Source organism: Pauljensenia sp. OF14-1SRA (genome assembly GCF_027694595.1).
Classification (GTDB): Bacteria; Actinomycetota; Actinomycetes; order Actinomycetales; family Actinomycetaceae; genus Pauljensenia; species Pauljensenia turicensis_B.
This window is the reverse complement of record NZ_JAQEVQ010000008.1, coordinates 1-18,266: the sequence shown is the minus strand read 5'-3', so window position 1 is coordinate 18,266 and position 18,266 is coordinate 1. Positions and strand designations below refer to the sequence as shown.

Annotated in this window: 18 protein-coding genes; 6 read left to right on the top strand and 12 right to left on the bottom strand. The window is 60.2% G+C overall.

From position 1 onward, the window contains the following. Positions 1-15: 15 nt before the first annotated feature. On the top strand, positions 16-2,739 hold the full coding sequence (gene valS, locus PG731_RS05540) for a valine--tRNA ligase (protein ID WP_270772749.1): 2,724 nt from the start codon (positions 16-18) through the stop codon (positions 2,737-2,739). Between the two features lie 257 nt (positions 2,740-2,996). After that, positions 2,997-4,880: an AMP-dependent synthetase/ligase gene (locus tag PG731_RS05535; protein WP_270772677.1), complete on the top strand. Its 1,884-nt coding sequence runs from the start codon at positions 2,997-2,999 to the stop codon at positions 4,878-4,880. Positions 4,881-4,970: 90 nt separating this feature from the next. On the opposite strand, the gene PG731_RS05530 is transcribed toward PG731_RS05535, so the two are convergent. The 6 genes from PG731_RS05530 to clpX all read right to left on the bottom strand — a co-directional run bounded on the left by PG731_RS05530 (position 4,971) and on the right by clpX (position 10,313). Then, positions 4,971-6,179 carry an ABC transporter permease gene (locus tag PG731_RS05530; protein WP_270772675.1) on the bottom strand — a complete coding sequence of 403 codons (1,209 nt, stop codon included), beginning with the start codon at positions 6,177-6,179 and terminating at the stop codon, positions 4,971-4,973. Further along, on the bottom strand, positions 6,169-6,867 hold the full coding sequence (locus PG731_RS05525; RefSeq protein WP_270772673.1) for an ABC transporter ATP-binding protein: 699 nt from the start codon (positions 6,865-6,867) through the stop codon (positions 6,169-6,171). The genes PG731_RS05530 and PG731_RS05525 overlap by 11 nt, the downstream gene beginning before the upstream one ends. After that, positions 6,864-7,937, bottom strand: a complete 1,074-nt coding sequence (locus PG731_RS05520; protein WP_270772671.1) for a peptidoglycan-binding protein — start codon at positions 7,935-7,937, stop codon at positions 6,864-6,866. The genes PG731_RS05525 and PG731_RS05520 overlap by 4 nt, the downstream gene beginning before the upstream one ends. After that, on the bottom strand, positions 7,934-8,410 hold the full coding sequence (locus tag PG731_RS05515; RefSeq protein ID WP_270772670.1) for a hypothetical protein: 477 nt from the start codon (positions 8,408-8,410) through the stop codon (positions 7,934-7,936). The genes PG731_RS05520 and PG731_RS05515 overlap by 4 nt, the downstream gene beginning before the upstream one ends. Positions 8,411-8,680: 270 nt before the next feature. Continuing rightward, positions 8,681-9,040, bottom strand: a complete 360-nt coding sequence (locus PG731_RS05510) for a chorismate mutase (protein WP_270772669.1) — start codon at positions 9,038-9,040, stop codon at positions 8,681-8,683. Positions 9,041-9,056: 16 nt separating this feature from the next. Next, positions 9,057-10,313 (bottom strand): ATP-dependent Clp protease ATP-binding subunit ClpX, encoded by a 1,257-nt coding sequence (gene clpX / locus PG731_RS05505; RefSeq protein WP_270772667.1) that lies wholly within the window; start codon positions 10,311-10,313, stop codon positions 9,057-9,059. Positions 10,314-10,535: 222 nt separating this feature from the next. Between clpX and PG731_RS05500 the strand changes: the two genes are divergently transcribed. Together PG731_RS05500 and PG731_RS05495 are read left to right on the top strand one after the other, a co-directional pair. Further along, entirely contained in the window at positions 10,536-11,168 is a 633-nt protein-coding gene (locus tag PG731_RS05500) for a hypothetical protein (RefSeq protein ID WP_270772664.1), read from the top strand. After that, complete coding sequence (locus tag PG731_RS05495) at positions 11,162-11,431, top strand: hypothetical protein (protein WP_270772662.1); 270 nt, start codon at positions 11,162-11,164, stop codon at positions 11,429-11,431. Before PG731_RS05500 ends, PG731_RS05495 begins: the two co-directional genes overlap by 7 nt. A gap of 69 nt (positions 11,432-11,500) precedes the next feature. Here PG731_RS05495 and PG731_RS05490 read toward each other — a convergent pair whose 3' ends face one another. The 4 genes from PG731_RS05490 to PG731_RS05475 form a co-directional block, all read right to left on the bottom strand. Continuing rightward, positions 11,501-12,145 carry an ATP-dependent Clp protease proteolytic subunit gene (locus PG731_RS05490; RefSeq protein ID WP_270772660.1) on the bottom strand — a complete coding sequence of 215 codons (645 nt, stop codon included), beginning with the start codon at positions 12,143-12,145 and terminating at the stop codon, positions 11,501-11,503. Beyond that, the gene (locus tag PG731_RS05485) at positions 12,145-12,750 is read right to left on the bottom strand and encodes an ATP-dependent Clp protease proteolytic subunit (protein WP_101627434.1); all 606 of its coding nucleotides are present in this window, start codon (positions 12,748-12,750) and stop codon (positions 12,145-12,147) included. The genes PG731_RS05490 and PG731_RS05485 overlap by 1 nt, the downstream gene beginning before the upstream one ends. A gap of 222 nt (positions 12,751-12,972) precedes the next feature. Continuing rightward, positions 12,973-14,286, bottom strand: a complete 1,314-nt coding sequence (tig, locus tag PG731_RS05480) for a trigger factor (protein WP_270772659.1) — start codon at positions 14,284-14,286, stop codon at positions 12,973-12,975. 589 nt (positions 14,287-14,875) lie between these two features. Further along, on the bottom strand, positions 14,876-16,522 hold the full coding sequence (locus PG731_RS05475; RefSeq protein WP_270772657.1) for an MFS transporter: 1,647 nt from the start codon (positions 16,520-16,522) through the stop codon (positions 14,876-14,878). 280 nt (positions 16,523-16,802) lie between these two features. On the opposite strand from PG731_RS05475, the gene PG731_RS05470 reads away from it, so the two are divergent. Further along, positions 16,803-17,111 carry a hypothetical protein gene (locus PG731_RS05470; protein ID WP_270772655.1) on the top strand — a complete coding sequence of 103 codons (309 nt, stop codon included), beginning with the start codon at positions 16,803-16,805 and terminating at the stop codon, positions 17,109-17,111. Positions 17,112-17,250: 139 nt separating this feature from the next. Further along, positions 17,251-17,499: a DUF7675 family protein gene (locus PG731_RS09230; RefSeq protein WP_442952654.1), complete on the top strand. Its 249-nt coding sequence runs from the start codon at positions 17,251-17,253 to the stop codon at positions 17,497-17,499. A 269-nt stretch (positions 17,500-17,768) separates the two neighbouring features. Here the strand turns inward: PG731_RS09230 and PG731_RS05465 are convergent, their stop codons facing one another. Together PG731_RS05465 and PG731_RS05460 are read right to left on the bottom strand one after the other, a co-directional pair. Continuing rightward, the gene (locus PG731_RS05465; RefSeq protein WP_270772653.1) at positions 17,769-17,981 is read right to left on the bottom strand and encodes a helix-turn-helix transcriptional regulator; all 213 of its coding nucleotides are present in this window, start codon (positions 17,979-17,981) and stop codon (positions 17,769-17,771) included. Beyond that, positions 17,978-18,142 (bottom strand): hypothetical protein, encoded by a 165-nt coding sequence (locus PG731_RS05460; protein ID WP_006681313.1) that lies wholly within the window; start codon positions 18,140-18,142, stop codon positions 17,978-17,980. Before PG731_RS05460 ends, PG731_RS05465 begins: the two co-directional genes overlap by 4 nt. Between the last annotated feature and the right edge of the window lie 124 nt (positions 18,143-18,266).

Below are 18,266 nucleotides of genomic sequence, written 5' to 3'. Positions count from 1 at the left end.
ATGGAGAATATTGATATGGGTGGCCGTCTTTCGACCCCGACTTCTGTTGTAGCCCCGACGGTTCCTGACCGTGTTGGCGCTGAAGGTTTGGAACACAAGTGGGGTGAGAGCTGGGAGAACGCAGGTACCTACGATTTCGATCGTACGGCAACGCGCGAGCAGGTGTACTCGATTGACACTCCGCCGCCCACGGTTTCGGGTTCTCTTCACGTTGGACACGTGTTCTCCTACACCCACACTGACGTTATTGCGCGTTACCAGCGCATGATGGGTAAGTCCGTTTTCTACCCGATGGGGTGGGATGACAACGGCCTGCCGACTGAACGTCGCGTGCAGAACTACTTTGGTGTTCGCGTTGATCCGACGCTCCCCTACGATCCTGACTTTGTTCCCCCGCATGAGGGTGGCGAAGGTAAGTCGATCAAGGCTCGTGATCAAAAACCGATTTCGCGTAAGAATTTCGTTGAGCTCTGCGAACGCCTGACGGTTGAAGATGAGGCACAGTTCGAGGCACTGTGGCGCTACCTTGGTCTGTCCGTGGATTGGAAACAGCATTACCAGACGATCGGTAAGCGCGCCCGCAAGGTCGCTCAGGCTGCGTTCCTGCGCAACTTGGCTCGCGGTGAGGCCTACCAGAGCGAGGCTCCCGGCCTTTGGGACATTACGTTCCAGACCGCTGTTGCTCAGGCTGAGCTTGAGTCGCGTGAATACCCGGGCTTCTACCACCGTCTGGCGTTCCACCTGACGGATGCTGATGCTGCCGCGAAGGCTGTCGCTGCCGGTGCTCCCGTGGAGAACGGCGTGGACGTCTGCATCGAGACAACTCGTCCGGAGTTGCTCGGCGCGTGTGTTGCCCTTATTGCTCACCCGGATGATGAGCGTTACAAGCCATTGTTCGGCACGACCGTTGCCTCCCCCGTCTTCGGTGTTGAGGTTCCTGTTCTTCCTCATCCACAGGCCGAGATGGATAAGGGTGCTGGTATCGCCATGTGCTGTACCTTCGGTGACACCACGGATATCGACTGGTGGCGTGACCTCAACCTTCCTCTGCGCGCGATCCTGCGTAAGGATGGCCGTATCATCGCTGAAACGCCCGAGTGGATCACGTCCGCTGAAGGTATCGCAGCATTCGAGGCGATCGCCGGTAAGACGACGTTCTCCGCACGCGAGACCCTGGTTGCGATGCTCGCTAAGTCCGGCGAGATGCATGGTGAGCCGACGAAGACGATGCGTCAGACGAACTTCTTCGAGAAGGGCGATAAGCCGCTCGAAATCGTGACCTCGCGCCAGTGGTACATCCGTAACGGGGGCAAGCCGTGGACGAACCCGGCGTCAGGTAAGGATCTGAACGAAGAGCTGGTTGGTCGCGGTCGCGAGCTGGCATTCCACCCCGATTTCATGCGTGTACGCTACGAAAACTGGGTGACTGGCCTGAACAATGATTGGCTGGTTTCCCGCCAGCGTTTCTTCGGTGTTCCGTTCCCGCTGTGGTACAAGGTGAACGAGGCCGGCGAGGTCGATTACAACCAGATCATTACGCCGACTGAAGACGAACTGCCCGTCGATCCTTCGTCTGATGTTCCGGCTGGATACACGGAAGCCCAGCGTGGCGTTGCCGGCGGTTTCGTGGGAGAACTGGACATCATGGACACGTGGGCAACGTCGTCACTATCCCCGCAGCTGGCATGTGGTTGGCTCGAGGACGAGGATCTGTTCAGCCGTACGTACCCGATGGATCTGCGCCCTCAGGGTCAAGACATCATTCGTACCTGGCTGTTCTCGACCGTTGTTCGCGCAAACCTCGAGTTCGGTGAACTTCCGTGGAAGCACGCTGGTATCTCGGGCTGGATCCTTGATCCTGACCATAAGAAGATGTCGAAATCCAAGGGTAACGTGGTCACCCCGATGGGTCTGCTTGAAAAGTACGGTTCGGACGCGGTTCGCTACTGGGCGACGTCCGCTCGACTGGGCTTGGATGCGATCTTCGATGAAGCGCAGATGAAGATCGGTCGTCGTCTGGCAATCAAGGTTCTGAATGCTTCGAAGTTTGCTCTGACCATGGGTGGTGAGGGCGCGGCGATTGATCTGGATCCGGCGCTGGTGACGGTGCCACTGGATCGTTCGGTGCTAGCGACACTCGCCTCCGTCATCGACGAGGCCTCGGCTGCCCTAGCGTCCTACGAGCACTCTCGCGCGCTCGAGGTCACGGAGTCGTTCTTCTGGACGTTCTGCGACGACTACCTGGAGCTGGTCAAAGAGCGCGCTTACAACCGTGATGGCGCGTGGGACGAGGCCTCGGCCGCGTCCGCCCGCGCGGCTCTGGCGATCGTTATCGACAACGTCGTGCGTCTGCTCGCCCCCTATCTGCCGTACGTGACGGAAGAGGTGTGGAGCTGGTACCGCGAGGGTAGCGTGCACACCGCTCCGTGGCCGGTCGTGGCTGACCTGGCTGGCGTCGAGGGCGATCCCTCGGTGCTCGAGGCCGCGTCCTCCGCTCTGATCGCCCTGCGTCGCGTGAAGTCTGAGGCGAAGGTGTCGCCGCGTACGCCGTTCCTGGCGGTGACAGTGGGTGCCCCGCAGACTCAGGTCGAGGCTCTGGAGTCCGTGAAGAGTGACCTGGAGGCCGCCTCAAAGGCCGTGGACGCCCTGACCGTGACCGCCTCCGATGACGCTGAGGCCACCGAGGCCGTCGTCGAATCCTTCGAGCTGGGCGAGGCTCCTGCCAAGCGCAAGGGCTGAGCGTTAGGCTGCTGGGGGCCGCCCGTGGGAAACCACGGGCGGCCCCTCGTTTTACGCACCGTTGAAAGACAGGGCTAATGCCCGAAATACACAGCATCAAAGCCACAAATCCGCGACTCCACCACCCAAGGCAAAGACACCCACCCCTAAAGACGGTCCCCCTCCCCCACTCTACGGGCGCGTAGGATAGGGAAAACAGTAGTAGCGTCGCTGGCTCCGTCCCGCAGCGCACACCGCCCAGCGACCAAGGAGCAGACATGAGAGCCGAAGAAACCCCGGCCTCGTCCAACGACGACAAGACGACGCAGGCGCAGACGACCACCAAGGCCCTCGAGTGGCACGCCCCCGTCCTAGTGCGCATCGACGATCACACGACGATCCCCCACCTGCTGAAAGAGCGCGTGCAGCGCGGTGCCACCCGCCCCCTCATCCTGCGCAAGATCGGTATCGGCGACACGTGGCGTTCCATCACGGCGCGCGACTTCTACGATGAGGTGCACGCGCTCGCCGCCGGCCTCATCGCGCGAGGCCTCGAACCCGGCGACCGCGTCGCAATTATGAGCCGCACCCGCTACGAGTGGACCCTCCTCGACTTCGCGTGCTGGGCGGCCGGCCTCGTCCCCGTACCCATCTACGAGACCAGCTCCATCGACCAGGTCGCCCACGTCCTCGTCGACGCGGACGTCAACCTCATCATCACCGAAACCGTGTCCATGGCAGAGATCGTGCGCGCGGCAGCAGAGCGAGAAAACCGAGACAACACCCACGTGCTCTCCCTGGACTCCGAGGCCATCGAGACCCTCATCGCGGAGGGCTCGGCCACCCCGCGCGAGCGCGTCCTCGCCCGCTCAGAGGCCCTCACCAAGGACGACATCGCAACCATCGTCTACACGTCGGGCACGACGGGCACGCCCAAGGGCACAGTCCTGTCCCATGAGAACTTCACGAACCTATGCCTGAACGCCCACTCGTGGATGCCAGAGATCGCCGCCGGCAAAGACTCACGCCTACTCCTCTTCCTACCGTTGGCCCACGTGTTCGCCCGCTTCCTGCAGGTCTTCCAGATCAGTGGCAACGGCGTGCTTGGCCACGCCTCCAACATCAAGAACCTGCTAAACGACCTGGCATCTTTCAAGCCGAGCTATCTCCTCGTCGTCCCGCGCGTCCTGGAAAAGATCTACAACTCGGCGGACACGAAGGCTTCCGGCCCCAAGCGCAAGATCTTCCGCTGGGCCGCCAAGATCGCGATCGCCTACTCGCGTGCCCTCGACACCGAGGAAGGCCCCAGCGCCTCCCTCAAGGCTCAGCACGCGCTGGCGGATAAGCTCGTCTACCAGCAGATCATCCGCCTGGTGGGCGGCAACGCAGACTACATCGTCTCGGGCGGCGCGCCCCTGGCCACTTGGCTCGCCCACTTCTATCGTGGCGTCGGCATCCCCGTTCTGGAGGGCTACGGCTTGACAGAGACGGTCGGCCCGGTCTCGGTCAACACGCCTCGTCTGTCCAAGATCGGCACCGTGGGCCCGGCCCTGCCACCCATGTCCTTCAAGATCAGCGACGAGGGCGAGATCCTACTCAAGGGCTCAAGCGTCTTCCAGCACTACCACAACGACCCCGAGGCGACAGCCGCCTGCTTCACCGAAGACGGCTGGTTCCGCACGGGCGACCTGGGGTCCCTAGACCGCGACGGCTACGTGTCCATCACGGGCCGCGCGAAAGAGATCATCGTGACAGCGGGCGGCAAGAACGTCGCCCCGGCTGCCCTCGAAAACCCGATGCGCTCCCACCCCCTCATCTCCCAGGTCCTAGTCGTGGGGGACCAGAGGCCGTTCATCGCCGCGCTCATCACGCTGGACGCGGAGATGCTGCCCGATTGGCTCGCCACGCACTCACTGCCCCCGATGAGTGTGGCGGAGGCGGCCACGAACGTCGAGGTCCTGGCCTCCCTGGAGAAGGCGGTGGCCTCGGCGAATAAGCACGTCTCGCGCGCCGAGTCGATCCGCAAGATCAAGGTCCTCACAACCGACTTCACGGAGGCAAACGGCCTGCTCACACCCTCGCTCAAGATCAAGCGCCTGGAGGCCACGCGCCGCCTTGCCTCCGTCATCGACGAGATCTACGGCGGTCCCGTGCAGGACTGACGCGCCCATGAACAAGGCCGTGGCCGGCTCGCACTTCCCCGCTCGGTGTCGGGATTGGCGAGCCGGCCACGGCTTTCTTGTGTGGGCGTCCTACTGCGAGGCGAGCGCCGCTGTGGGTGGCGTGCGGGCCGCTCGGATCGCGGGGTAGAGCCCGGCGACGGCGCCGATAAGGAGAGTGGAGCCGAGGCCTGCGGCGATCACCCACCAGTGCAGGGTGGGCGGCCAACCGTACGCGTAACACATGCCCCAGGTGACGCCGGCGCCGATGAGGCATCCGGCGAGTCCTCCGAGGAAGGACAGTAGTAGGGCTTCGGCCAAGAACTGCACGGTGATGTGTCCCCTCCTGGCGCCGAGCGAGCGGCGCAGGCCAATCTCCTTGCGACGTTCCAGGACGGAAATGATCATTGTGTTGGCCACGCCGATGCCACCGACGAGCAGTGCGATCGAGCCGACGCCGGCGAGCAGGGTCGTAAGCGTCTGGTCGGCTGCGTTTTGGGCTGCCAGTGCATCGGAGGGGCGTGAGACCTTCAGGCCGGTGGCGCCCTGCGGGGCGAGCGTCGGTCCGAGGAGCTCGCGGACATTCTCCACCTGTTCCTCTAAGGAGCGCTCATAGATCGTCGTGGGGGTCTTACCCGCGTCGAAGTACGTACCCGCGGCGGCAACGCCGATGAGGGCGGCGTTATCAAGTTCCTCGGCCAGGGGTGCTGGATCCATGATGCCCAGGACGGTGAACGACATGCCACCCAACCACACCTGGGTGCCCGGCTCGACGACGCCGAGCAACTGCGCGGCTTTCGAGCCCAGGACGACGCCCGGGTACTTCGCGGTGGCATCGTTGAGCCATGTCCCCTTCTTCATGGTCCCGGATACGACCTTCAGGAGGTTCGTGTCGGCCGCCATCGTGATGATGCCGCCGGTCGCGTTCGGGTCGGACAGGCGCGAGCGGTACACGGAGACGCCGCTTAGCGTCGACGTCGAGGCCGCGTCGGTGACGCCCGGGATCATGAGAGTGCGGCCCACGGCGTCCTCGGGCAGGATGAGGTCCGTTCCCGACAGATCCGCGCCACTGCGCGCCGTCAACATGTTGGTTCCCAGTGCTCGTAGCTGTTCTTGCAGGCGGGCCTGCGAGGATGCGGAGACGCCGACGACGCCAACCATGGCCGCGATGCCGATCGCGATGCCCAGGGCCGAGAGCACGGCGCGCATGGGGCGAGCACGCAGGCCCGTCAGGCCCAGGCGCGCGACGTCCGAAAAGCGCAGGGCGGAACGGCCGGTTCCTGAGTTCTTCTCACTCATCAAGGCCACCTCCCGGGTGTGCAGAGTCGGAGACGATCTCACCATCGCGGATGGCGATCTGCCTGGGCAGCGAGGCCGCCAGGTCGTTGTCGTGGGTGATCACAATGATGGTGGTGCCGGCTTCGTTGAGCTCGCGCAGGAGGGCGACGATGGACGCGCCCGAGCGCGAGTCGAGGTTGCCGGTGGGCTCGTCGGCCAGCAGTAGGGCCGGGTGCCCGATGATGGCACGAGCGATCGCGACGCGCTGGCGTTCACCGCCCGACATCTGGTGGGGCTTGTGGTCCATGCGGTGTCCGAGGCCCACGCGGGTCAGAGCCTCACGTGCGGCTTCGCGTCGCTTGGCACGGGGCACGCCCCGGTAGAGCAGTCCGTCTGCGACGTTGTCGAGGGCGCAGACGCCGGCCGTCAGGTGGAACTGCTGGAACACGAAACCGATCAGCGACGATCGCACTCCCGACAGCTCCGTGTCACGCAGGGAGGACACGTCCGTGCCGTTGATGCACACGCTGCCCGAGGTGGGTCGGTCGAGCGTTCCGATGAGGTTGAGCAGAGTGGATTTTCCGGAGCCGGACGGCCCGACGATGGCGACGAACTCTCCCTCGTCGACGGCCAGGGATACTCCGTTACAGGCGTGCACGGGCGGGCTGCCGAAGGACCGGTGCACGTCGGTCAGTTGCAGGATGTGGCTCATCGGTTGGGCACCACCACGCGCTGGCCTTCGGCGATCTCGTCGCCGCTCACTTCGACGCGGTCTCCCGCGAACAGGCCGACGGTGACAGGGACCCGACGAATCTTGCCCGCCTCATCCACGACCTCGACGCCGAACTGGTTGGCACTTAGGGCCACGAGCGCACTGAGGGGCACGGACAGCACGTCTGTGCGAGTCTCGGAGGTCAAGCCCAGGGAGACCGAGGCCTCCTGGAGCCCTTCGAGGGCGGAGGTGTCATCGGGGGTGACGGTGATCGGAATGATTCGTTCCTTGGTCGTCTCTTCGGCTTCCTCCTCGCCGGCTTTTTCGCGCGGGGGTTCGACCGAGGTAATCGTCCCGGTCGTCGTGGTGGCGGAGCCGGGCAGGCGCACGGTCACTGAGTTTCCGACGACGCCGAGGGCCTGGTCGGAGAGCTTCAGGTTCGCAGAGATGACCTGACGCGAGGACGAGGCCGTGAACAGGTCCGTCTCCATCGTCGCGTTGTCGCCGACGCGAGCCTTCAGCGCACCAATACGCAGGTCCTCAGGTGCAAAGAGGATGGTGCCCAGCGGCAGCGAGCCGGTCTGGGGCAGGTTGAGGGCCTTTTGCCACCTCTGGATCGCCACGATCGTGTTCCAGTCGAAGTGAGCATCGGGGGTGGCCTCGAAATAGCCGAGCTCGGACAGCGCGGTCTCCAGCTGGGTGACGTCCTCGCCGTTGCCCATGCCCTCCTCAAACGTGCGCCAGGCGGGGATAGAGCCGTGGAGCAGGTACGTGTTGTTGCCGGCGACCGTGTACACGTGCGATCCCTGGGTGAGGGACGTGCCGGGCGTGGGCAAGGAGGTGACAACGCCTTCGAAGGCGCTCTTGAGTGTGTAGGAGTCAGCGTAGTGGAGGTTTCCCTGGACAGTGGTCTCCCCCACCAGGTCTCCCTTCGTGATGGTCTCCGTCGCGCCGTCAAAGGACTGGGGGGCTTGGGCGTCTGTGTTGGTGCCCGAGCAGGCGGACAGGCTCAGCGCGCCGATCGCCAGGATCGCGAGTGCCGCGGGGCGTAGGGTTCGCGAACGCTTCACTTGGCGGCCCCTGACTGCTGGAAGCACTTGTTGAGCACATCCTCAGGGATGTCCTTGACGCTGATGCCTTCGCCGGCCTGCGGGTCCTTGACGTCGTATCCGGCCTCACGCAGGCACTGCGCTGCCTTGACCATTGACTCGCGCGCTGCGGGGTCGTTCGCGATGTTGTCCTCGCCGGTCAGACCGGAGACCTTCATCATGCACTCGTTGAGGGCAGAGTCGAAGGCGGTGGAGTGATCGTTGAGCTGATCGGGCGTCAGGCCTGTGTCGGGCACGTCGAAGCCCTTGTCACGCATGCACTGAGCAAACAGCAGATTGGGGTCGTTGCTGGCCGCGTTGGTGGCCGTTGCGCTCTGGCTCTCGGTGCTGGACGCGGACGAGGTGGACGAGCCGGTCGATCCGCATGCGCTGAGGACCGTCGCCATGGTGACGGCGATGACGGCAAGGGCGCGCGTCTGCGTGCGATTCTTCATCAAAAAACTCCTTGAGGACTGCTTATCAGCAATGGTTCTCACTGCCTGAATAGATTACAGTCCACAACCCTGAAAGCTACCTGAAAACTATCGGGGAGCCCGCGCAGAATTTCATCAAACAACCCTGAGAGGGCTAAACGAGGCGGGGGCGTTCGCACATTCCCCGCCTCTGACCCGATTCACCTCCGCGCAAATGGGTGTCGGCGGTGACGATTCGTGGGGTCGAAATTCTCTAGCACCGCAATGGCCTGAGGGATGCCGGCGCGCGTTTTAGAGGCGCGCCCCCTCGTCGTACTCGGCCTTGATGTCTTCGTGGTGGCGAATAACTTCCTTCACCATGAAGGCAAGGAACTTTTCCGCAAAGTCGGGATCGAGGCCGGATTCTTCGGCGAGCGATCGCAGGCGCGCAACCTGTCGTGCTTCACGTGCCGGGTCAGCCGGCGGAAGATCATGGAGAGCTTTGATGTGTCCGACTCGCTGGGTACAGCGGAAACGCTCAGCAAGAATATGGACGAGCGCAGCATCGATGTTGTCGATGGTTCCACGCGCGTCAGCCAGCTCGGCAGGGATGCCTGTTCCGATCAGAGCGTCTCCGGACGTGTGGGCGCTGATCTGCGTTTCTTCTGCCATTAGTTTCCCGTCCGGTTCAGGCGGTGCGAATCTGATGAGCGCGCTCGACGTAAAGCTCAGGTTCACCTTCACCAAGAACGTACTCGCGCGTAATCACAACGCGCCCCACGTCGTCACGACTGGGCAGCTCAAACATCAGGTCAGACAGTGTGTTCTCCATGATCGACGACAGGCCACGGGCACCGGTCTTACGCTCGTTTGCCAAGGCTGCAACCTCGAGCAGCGCCTCGTGTGTGAACTCCAGATCAATGCCGTCAAGCTCGAAAAGATGCTGGTACTGGTGGACTAGAGAGTTCGTCGGCTCGGTCAGGACGCGGACGAGGTCTTCTTCGGTCAGTTCTTGCGTGGACGTCAGGATCGGCAGACGACCAATGAATTCTGGAATCATGCCGAACTTGTGCAGATCTTCTGGGGTGATCTCCTTATACAGGTCACCCATTTCGGCAGCAGACTTCAGATCTGAACCAAAACCGGTGGAACGCTGACCCAAGCGAGCCTTCACGATCTCTTCAATGCCTGCGAAAGCTCCCGCTGCGATGAACAGGATGCCCGACGTGTCGATCTCCAGGAACTGCTGGTTCGGGTGCTTGCGTCCGCCCTGCGGTGGCACCGAAGCAACCGTGCCTTCAATAATCTTCAGTAGAGCCTGCTGGACACCTTCGCCGGAAACATCGCGTGTGATCGAGGCGTTCTCGCCCTTACGGCCAATCTTGTCGATTTCGTCGACGTAGATGATGCCTCGTTCAGCCTTTTTAATGTCACCATCCGCGGTCTGGATCAGACGGAGAAGAATATTCTCGACGTCCTCACCAACGTAGCCGGCTTCCGTCAGCGCAGTCGCGTCAACGATTGCGAAAGGAACGTCAAGCATACGCGCCAGCGAACGCGCCAAGTGAGTCTTGCCCGTACCCGTGGGGCCAAGCAACAGAATGTTCGACTTGGTCCCCTGCATGTCTTCCGCATGTCCAGCGTCACGCGACTTCACACGCTTGTAGTGGTTGTAGACCGCGACAGACAGCGCACGCTTCGCACGATCCTGGCCGATCACCCACGAATTCAGGAAGTCGTTGATCTCAATCGGCTTCGGCAGGGGCAGTTCCGAGGTTTCTTCGGGAGCCTTGCCCAATTCCTCAGCGATGATTTCGTTGCAGAGGTCGATGCACTCGTCGCAGATGTAGACACCGGACCCGCCGATGAGCTTGCGCACCTGCTTCTGGCTCTTTCCACAGAACGAGCACTTGAGCAGTTCAGCTCCGTCGGTCAGTCGAGCCACGGTTCCTCCGCTTCATTGTGAGCGCCGACTGGCGCTTTCCTTGCGGTTCAGCCTATAGCAGGCAGACGCCGTGCGCCATCTGGCGCGCGGCGTCATTCGAGCATCCTCCGCGGCGCCTCGACGGTTCCGATCGAATTCCTGAAATTCCAATGAGCCAGGCATTGCGATGCGCATGGCAGTTTCCCTAGACTGTGAGTTGTCACACTGTATGGGAGCTAGCAGATGTGGAGCGCACCCGTGTACAAGAAGCTGATCCTCATTACCGAATCTCTAGTTGTCACCTGCGCTCTCTTCCTCGTCACAAGCCTCATGACACCCTCATCCCTCGCAGCCTCTCCGCAACCGCAGACACCACTATTGTCAATCGCGAGCATCGAAGACTTCGAACTTGCCGATCCCGTCAACCCCCTCACGATGAAATCGCTTGGAAACGGTCACGCCACCATCGAAGTTGACGGTCAGAGCGTGACAGCCGAGTTCGATGCCTCATCAGGTCTGTTCCGGGTGACCTACTCCGGCGGCGACGAGGTCCTCCTCCCCCCGCCGCCGGGATTCTCACCGACATCGATCGAGCCTATTTCCACGGCTCAATTGGTATCCCTGAAGGACACGGCGACCCCATCGCCGCTCATCCTTCCGAACGACGACGCCCCCCACCCACCGATGCTCGCCGCATCGAATTCGACCTTGTTGTGCTCGTACGCAATCTGGGTGGTGACTCTCGTTCATCACGCAGGTTGGTCGGCTGCTCTGGCTACGGCGCTCGCCGCCGGTGCGGCCGGTGCCGCAGTCGTGGCCTTCATCTATGCGTACGGCTTCGACGCCCTCATGGTGTGGGTCAGCACGAAGTGCTAGACGATCGAGAGCCGAAATCCGCTCAGGAGCCTGAGCTGCGCACCTGGCAGCGCAGGCGGATTGCGCGCCGTTTCGGGCTCGCCGTCAGTCTCACCGTCTTCGCGGTCTCCTTCCTCGTCTGGCTCTTCGGTCCCGATGAGGGGAGGGTGCATGTCCTCAGCCGTTCCCTCGCCGTGGTGTCGAGCGCCGTCGTCGTCGCAGAGCTCCTCAGCTTCCGCATCATCGCGCGATACGGAGTCGATGGCCGCGACGACGCCGTCTGACGCCCTCCCTCTGAGCGGTGAAGACGGCACCTCGTCACGCGCGTGACGAGGTGCCGTCTTCACCGCTTTTCAGGCGCCCTTGCGGGACTGAAGAACCTGGTCGATCAGGCCGTATTCTTTCGCCTGGGTAGCGGTCAGGATCTTGTCGCGCTCGATGTCGCGACGAACCTGCTCAACCGGGATGCCCGAGTGATGCGCGAGCGTATCTTCCAGCCACGCGCGCATACGGTCGATCTCGTCAGCAACGATCTGGATATCGGACGCCTGCCCCTGCATGCCTTCCATGGCCGGCTGGTGGATCAGAACACGAGCATTCGGCAGTGCCAGGCGCCTGCCCGGCGAACCGGCCGCCAGCAGAACAGCTGCAGCCGATGCGGCCTGACCAAGGCACACGGTCTGGATCTGCGGCTTGATGTACTGCATCGTGTCGTAGATTGCGGTCAGCGCGGTGAAGGAACCACCGGGGCTGTTGATGTACATGGTGATCAGCGAATCCGGGTCCTGGCTTTCCAGAACCAGAAGCTGCGCCATCACGTCGTCAGCAGAGGCGTCATCAACCTGCACGCCGAGGAACACAATGCGATCCTCGAACAGCTTGGCGTAGGGATCCTGGCGCTTGAAACCATAAGCGGTGCGTTCTTCGAAGTTCGGCAGAACATAGCGAGCCTGCGGCATCTGACGGGCGATACCTTCAAAGTATGGGGCGGTGCTCATCAGTTTTCTCCATCCTGGCCGAGCGTGCTAATTTCCTGCGGGTTCACGATGACCTTGTCAACGAAGCCGTATTCCAGAGCCTCGTACGCCGAGAACCAATTGTCACGGTCCGCGTCCAGTTCGATCTGCTCAACGGACTTACCGGTGCGCTCAGCGGTGATCTCGGCGAGTTCCTTCTTCATTTTCAGAATCAGGTCCGCGTTAATACGAATCTCAGTGGCGCTACCACCGGCACCACCAAGAGGCTGGTGGAGCAAGACGCGAGTATGCGGGGTGATGAAACGCTTGCCCGGCGCGCCCGCGGTCAGCAGGAACTGACCCATCGAAGCAGCCAAGCCCATCGCAACAGTGACAACATCAGGCTTGATGTACTGCATAGTGTCGTAAATTGCCATGCCTGCGGTCACCGACCCACCCGGGCTGTTGATGTACAGGTAGATGTCGCGGTCCGGATCTTCGGCGGCAAGCAGAAGCATCTGGGCGCAGATCGCGTTGGCGTTTTCATCACGGACCTCGCCGTTCAGCCAAATAATGCGTTCTGCAAGAAGTCGCTGGTACACGGAGTCGGACAGACCCATCGGCGATTGCACGCCACCGCCTGCCATTACAGCCTGGTCGCTCACGAGGATTCTCCTTGGTCGAATGGATCCGCTTTCAGATCCCACTGGGTATAACTTATCGGTTTCACGCGGACAAGGCTCAGCCAATCCCCCTCTGTTCGCTGTAGGCGCAGTGCTCATAGCAGTATGAGGCCTACCAAACGCAATGTGGCCGGTACCCGAAAGTACCGGCCACACTCACTAGCGCGTTGCTAGCGCATGCTTGAATCAGGCTTCAGTGGTCTCTTCTGCCTCTTCAGCTTCTGCTTCTTCCTCTGCAACGTCGCCGAAGAACTCAGATAGGTCAACGACCGTGCCTTCGGTGTCCTTGACGGTGACCTGACGCAGGGCCTCGATCATAGCCTTGGAACGTCCGAGGTCTGCGACAACTGCTGCCATCTGTTGCGAGGAGGAGAACAGCTGGTTGATGTCGATGCCGAGGTTCTGCGACATCTGGATCGCGTAGTCGATGAGTTCCTGCTGGGAAACCTGAACATCGAACTTCTTCGCGATTGCCTCAGAGAGGAGTTCAGAACGCAGTTCGCGCTCGACGGCCGCGCGTGCTTCCTTCTTTTCTTTCGGCTTGGCACCTTCGGAGACGCGGCGCGAAACCTCGTGTTCGATGACCTCTTCAGGAAGAAGAATCTCAACCTTTTCGAGGAGGTCGGTAATCAGATTGTCGCGGGCCTGTAGCGCCTGCTGCGAGGTCTTTGACTGGCCAGCCTGCGTGCGCAGGTCTTCCATGAGCTCGTCAATGGTGTCAAATTCGGAAACCATCTGAGCAAAGTCGTCGTCTGCCTTCGGCAGTTCGCGCGCCTTCATGGACTTCACGGTGATGGTGACGTCTGCTTCTTCACCTTCGTGGTCGCCGCCCTTGAGGGTGGACGTGAAGGAAACCTCGTCGCCCGCCTTGGTGCCACGCAGAGCCTTGTCCTGACCGTTGAGCATGTTGCCCGAGCCGATTTCATAGGACACGTCTGCGACCGAGTCGACCTCTTCACCGTTGATGGTGGCAACCATGTCGATGGTTGCGTAATCGCCGGTCTTGGCCTTGCGGTTGATGGTCTTCAGGGTTGCGAAGCGAGAGCGGAGCTCGTCGAGTTCCTTCTGGACGTCTTCGTCGGTAACCTCGGTGGTGTCGACGGTGACAACGGTCTTCTCGTCGAATTCGGGGAGCTCGAAGTCCGGCACAACCGGGACCTCAGCGGTGAAGACCAGCTGCCCACCCTGTTCGCCGGTGGTGTTCGGGATCTCGGTGACCTCGACCTGCGGCTGCTGCATCGGGCGAAGCGAATGCTCTGCGACTGCATCCGAGTAGTGACCCGGCAGGACCTCGTTGACGACCTGCTCAATGACGGCTGCGCGACCGAAACGCTGGTCGATGATGCGAGGTGGCACGTGGCCCTTACGGAAACCGGGGATGGAGACCTGGCCGGAGATGTCCTTGTAGGCCTTGTTCATCTCATCGGACAGTTCTTCGTAGGGAACCTCAACGGTCAGGCGAACCTTGGTGGGTTCGAGAGTCTCAACGGTGCTCTTCACGTGCGTGCACTCCAAAACGTTTCAAATTTGCGGGAGCACCCAATTCGGGCGCATGACAACTCGCCTAGTTTACGACAGACCCGCGTCAATGTCCCTATCGAGACCAGGTTTATGGCTTAAATGCGCGCAACTCCACTAATCGGGGGCGACTCCACCTTCGAAGTTTCCAAAGAGTTATCCATAGACCAGTCATTCGTCAGTCGCGGAAGCTCAAGGATCCCTAGGCTCTCAAATACATAACCCCCGACAATGTAGCTTTCACCAGTGAAAGTTCTGGGGTCTTCATCTCGAGCCTATAGGAATTATCGCGAGGAGTTTCCGCTGGGGTGCGTCACGTGATGTACGAGGCACTACCCGGTCGCATAGCCTGACAAAGAGGAGTGGGAGGTGGCACTTTCCCGCTCCCCGCAACCAAACTCCAACGAAATACACCAACACCTCAATTCAGGACACAAACACAACCGTCAAACTGTCCAATAACGGGGTCCACTCCAGTATTTACTTTTGCGCACCCAGAATCCCTAATACCAGAATCCCTAATAATGGGACGCGCCAGCTCCCAGAAGGAGACCCGCTCAATCTGCCTGCCTCATCCTGCCTCGTCGCCAGAAGAAATCATGGACGCACGGCGTAGGCGTAGTACACCGACAAAGCCGATGACAAGGAAGAGGCTCGCGACCAGGAGCGCCCAGCTTGTGGCATCACTCAAGCCCCTCGTCAGCGCTTCCACAGTGAGAGCAGTTTGATCGCCAAGGACGCTGTGATCGCCTTGAGCTCGCAGTTGCACGATCATGACGCCAGCGGACGAGCGCGTTGCCTCGGCAATGGAATCGAACGCCTCCCCTGTCAGTCCGGCGTCTTCAAGCGCTTGAGGAAGAGACATCGACAGTGAAACGGAGAGCATGGCCCCCGCAACAGCAGTTCCCAAAGCCGAACCAATCTGCCTGACCGTACTCTGGGTCGCCGATCCTTGACCGGAGAATTGAACAGGAATATCCCGAAGTACCGTGCCCGTCAACTGCGCTGATGCAAGACCAAGTCCAAGACCATAGACGGTCAGAGGCACGCCAATCACCCACCCCGGGGTCGTCGGGCTCACAAGAAGTGCGAGAACCAGAATGCCTATCACTTCAAGAGCCAGCCCGATCAATACTGTCGCCGGAGCGCCGAACCTCGCCGCAAGATATCGCGCAGACGCACCCGACAAGAACGCACCAACTGCCATCGCCGCAAGGACGAGCCCCGCGCCCATGATGTCCAAGCCAAGCGCGTTGATGAGATACAGGGGAAGAACAAAAATGATCGCGAATTCTCCCACCGCGACCATTCCGGCAGTCACATTCCCCCACGCAAAGGTCGGCAGAAGGAAGAGGCCCAGGCGAAGAAGAGCTGTGCGCTGAACCTTCTCACGATGGTGTTCCCACATCACGAAGAGGGCCAACGCAATCACTGCGACTCCCAAGGCAACAGGGACGGGAGAAAGCGCTGCAGTTGTCGGCCAATTCCACCCAAAGATGCTGAATTCACCCTTCGGAGTCCACCACCCAAGGTCAGGACCCTCGATAACGGCGAAAACAAGAGCTCCGAAGCCAATCGCACTGAGCATGGCTCCATCAACATCGATGCCGGGACGCCCACTCTTCCCCCGAGTATTCGGCACGGTAAACAGTGCAGCGACGAATACCAGCGCACCAATCGGAAGGTTGACCAGGAAGATCCACGGCCACGAGGCCCACTGAGTCAGCGCTCCACCCGCAAGCGGACCAACTGCGGCAGCGCCGGAAATAACAGCACCCCAGACACCGAATGCCGCCGCCCTATATCGACCACGGAATACCGCATTTACCGTTGAAAGCGTTGAGGGCATAATGAAAGCCGCCCCCAATGCTTGGACCGCGCGCGACGAGATCAGAACCCCCGCGGTTTCGGATTGGGCAGCTAAGAAACTTCCCGCTACGAACACGACGATACCGATCAGGAATACCTTTTTACGCCCCCACCTATCAGCCAAGTTGCCCGTCGAAAGCAGAAGCGCTGCGAGCAGGACTGCATAGAGACTGTTTACCCATTGCGCGTCGGTAATATTCAGCTGCAAGTCCCCAATAATAACGGGAAGAGCAACTCCGACGATTGTGCCGTCAAGGACAATGAGCCCCAGACCGATGGAGAGGACTGCTAGAGCCATCCAGTCACGGCGTGTGGGCGCTGCTTCAGAACTCTGGTTTACTGCGCTCATACTTCAACGACCTTTGATGTGGATCAACGAACGAATGCCATACACACAATTATTATGACACTCTGTCAGATACTTTGCTGAGCGAAGCGCACATAAAAGAGGCGAAGCACCGAAGAGGGGCAATCTCACAGCGCTGAGGGCAAACTTTATCTGACCAAAGAAGGGAAACCTCACCCGCGCCACCCCACCACCCCGCCACAAACGGCGTGATAGCAAACCGAGAAAGACTGAGTTTCCTCCGTTTATCCAACAATGGGCGTGTGAAGGGTACGCTTTAGGTATGTCCGAAACGACTTCTTCCTATGAGCAACAGACGCGCCTTGCGTTTACTCTGTTTGATTTCTGGAAGACAACACGGGCAGCAGTAATTCTTGGCGAAAAGTTCGTTGCGGATCTTTATTCGACGATCGATGAAGAGTCGACGATCGCATTGCATGAGATGCTCTACTCCCTCACAGAGTCGAAGGAGAGGCTTCCGAAGTCTCTCGAGACCGAGTATCTGGCATGGACTTCGCCGAAGATACGCGAAGACGATGAAGATTACGCTAGTTTTCATGCATTCCAGCTGGGTAAAATTGCCGGCACCTAGCCCGGTCTGCTCCGCTTTCTTTTAGCCCTTGTCGCCTAATGGTGCCGGGGTTTTGGGTATTAACCCCAAATGGGCTCAGACTCGACGTTCGCGCACTGACCGCGTCGGCAGAGAAAACACACGAAAGGTTGGAATCGCGGTGACATTAAATAGTGACTATGCAATCCATAACGTCAACGATTCTAGCCGTCGCGTATGGAGAGTAGCTGAGCTCAGTGATGATGGATCACCATTGCGCGGCCCCATTCTTGTTACTTTTGACAAGAGAACAATTTTCAACTTGTGGACTGATTTCCCCTCTAAGTTCACCCCAGAGCAGATTCAGATCCTGCGAGAAGAAGAACCATACTGGTACGAGTTCTTCATGCCAAGGCTAGAAGAAGCCTGACCGAACAAAAGCTAACAAGCTACTACCGACCCCTGTCACCTAATGGTGCCGGGGTTTTGGATATTAACCCCAAATGGGCTCAGACTCGACGTTCGCGCACTGACCGCGTCGGCAGAGAAAACACACGAAAGGTTGGAATCGCGCTTGAACCATTTATAATCGGCTACAAACCCTGACCAGCCCTCCTAGCCTATTGTCTGAAAATCAGAAAAACCGCCCTCACTTTCCCATGTGGATTGTGAGGGCAGTTTTTGTCTGATTCCCAGCTGTCAAATGGTTGGCTTTGACCAGTTGCCACGTCCCGGGCGGTTAGCGTTCCACTCGTCGATTGTTTCGGGTAGCCACCCGAATGTGGGACGTGGCCCTGATCCGATGATGACATCAGGCTCAGGGATTTTGTAGCGCGCTAGGGTGCCTGTTTTGACGCCGATACGTTGAGCGAACTCCGAGCGAGACAGGTAGACGGGTGTCTGGTCTGTCATTTCTTGTTCCTTCCCATGATGAATGCAATCAGGTAGATGACCCATGCGACGACAAGCAACGTGCCTGCGATTGCTGCGTAGACCGTATAGCCTTCAACGGCAAGCCAGACGATGATGCATGCGAGAGCGAGCGAGATCAAGATGTCCTTGATGTTGTTCATGTTATGTGGTGGAATTTTTCGTAGGGGCCGGTGGCCCGGAGTTGTTACTGCCATCTCCGGACCATCGGTCTCATTTGCGGGTTAAACGACAAAATGTGTGTTTTTGTTGGCGTGTCGGGATTAG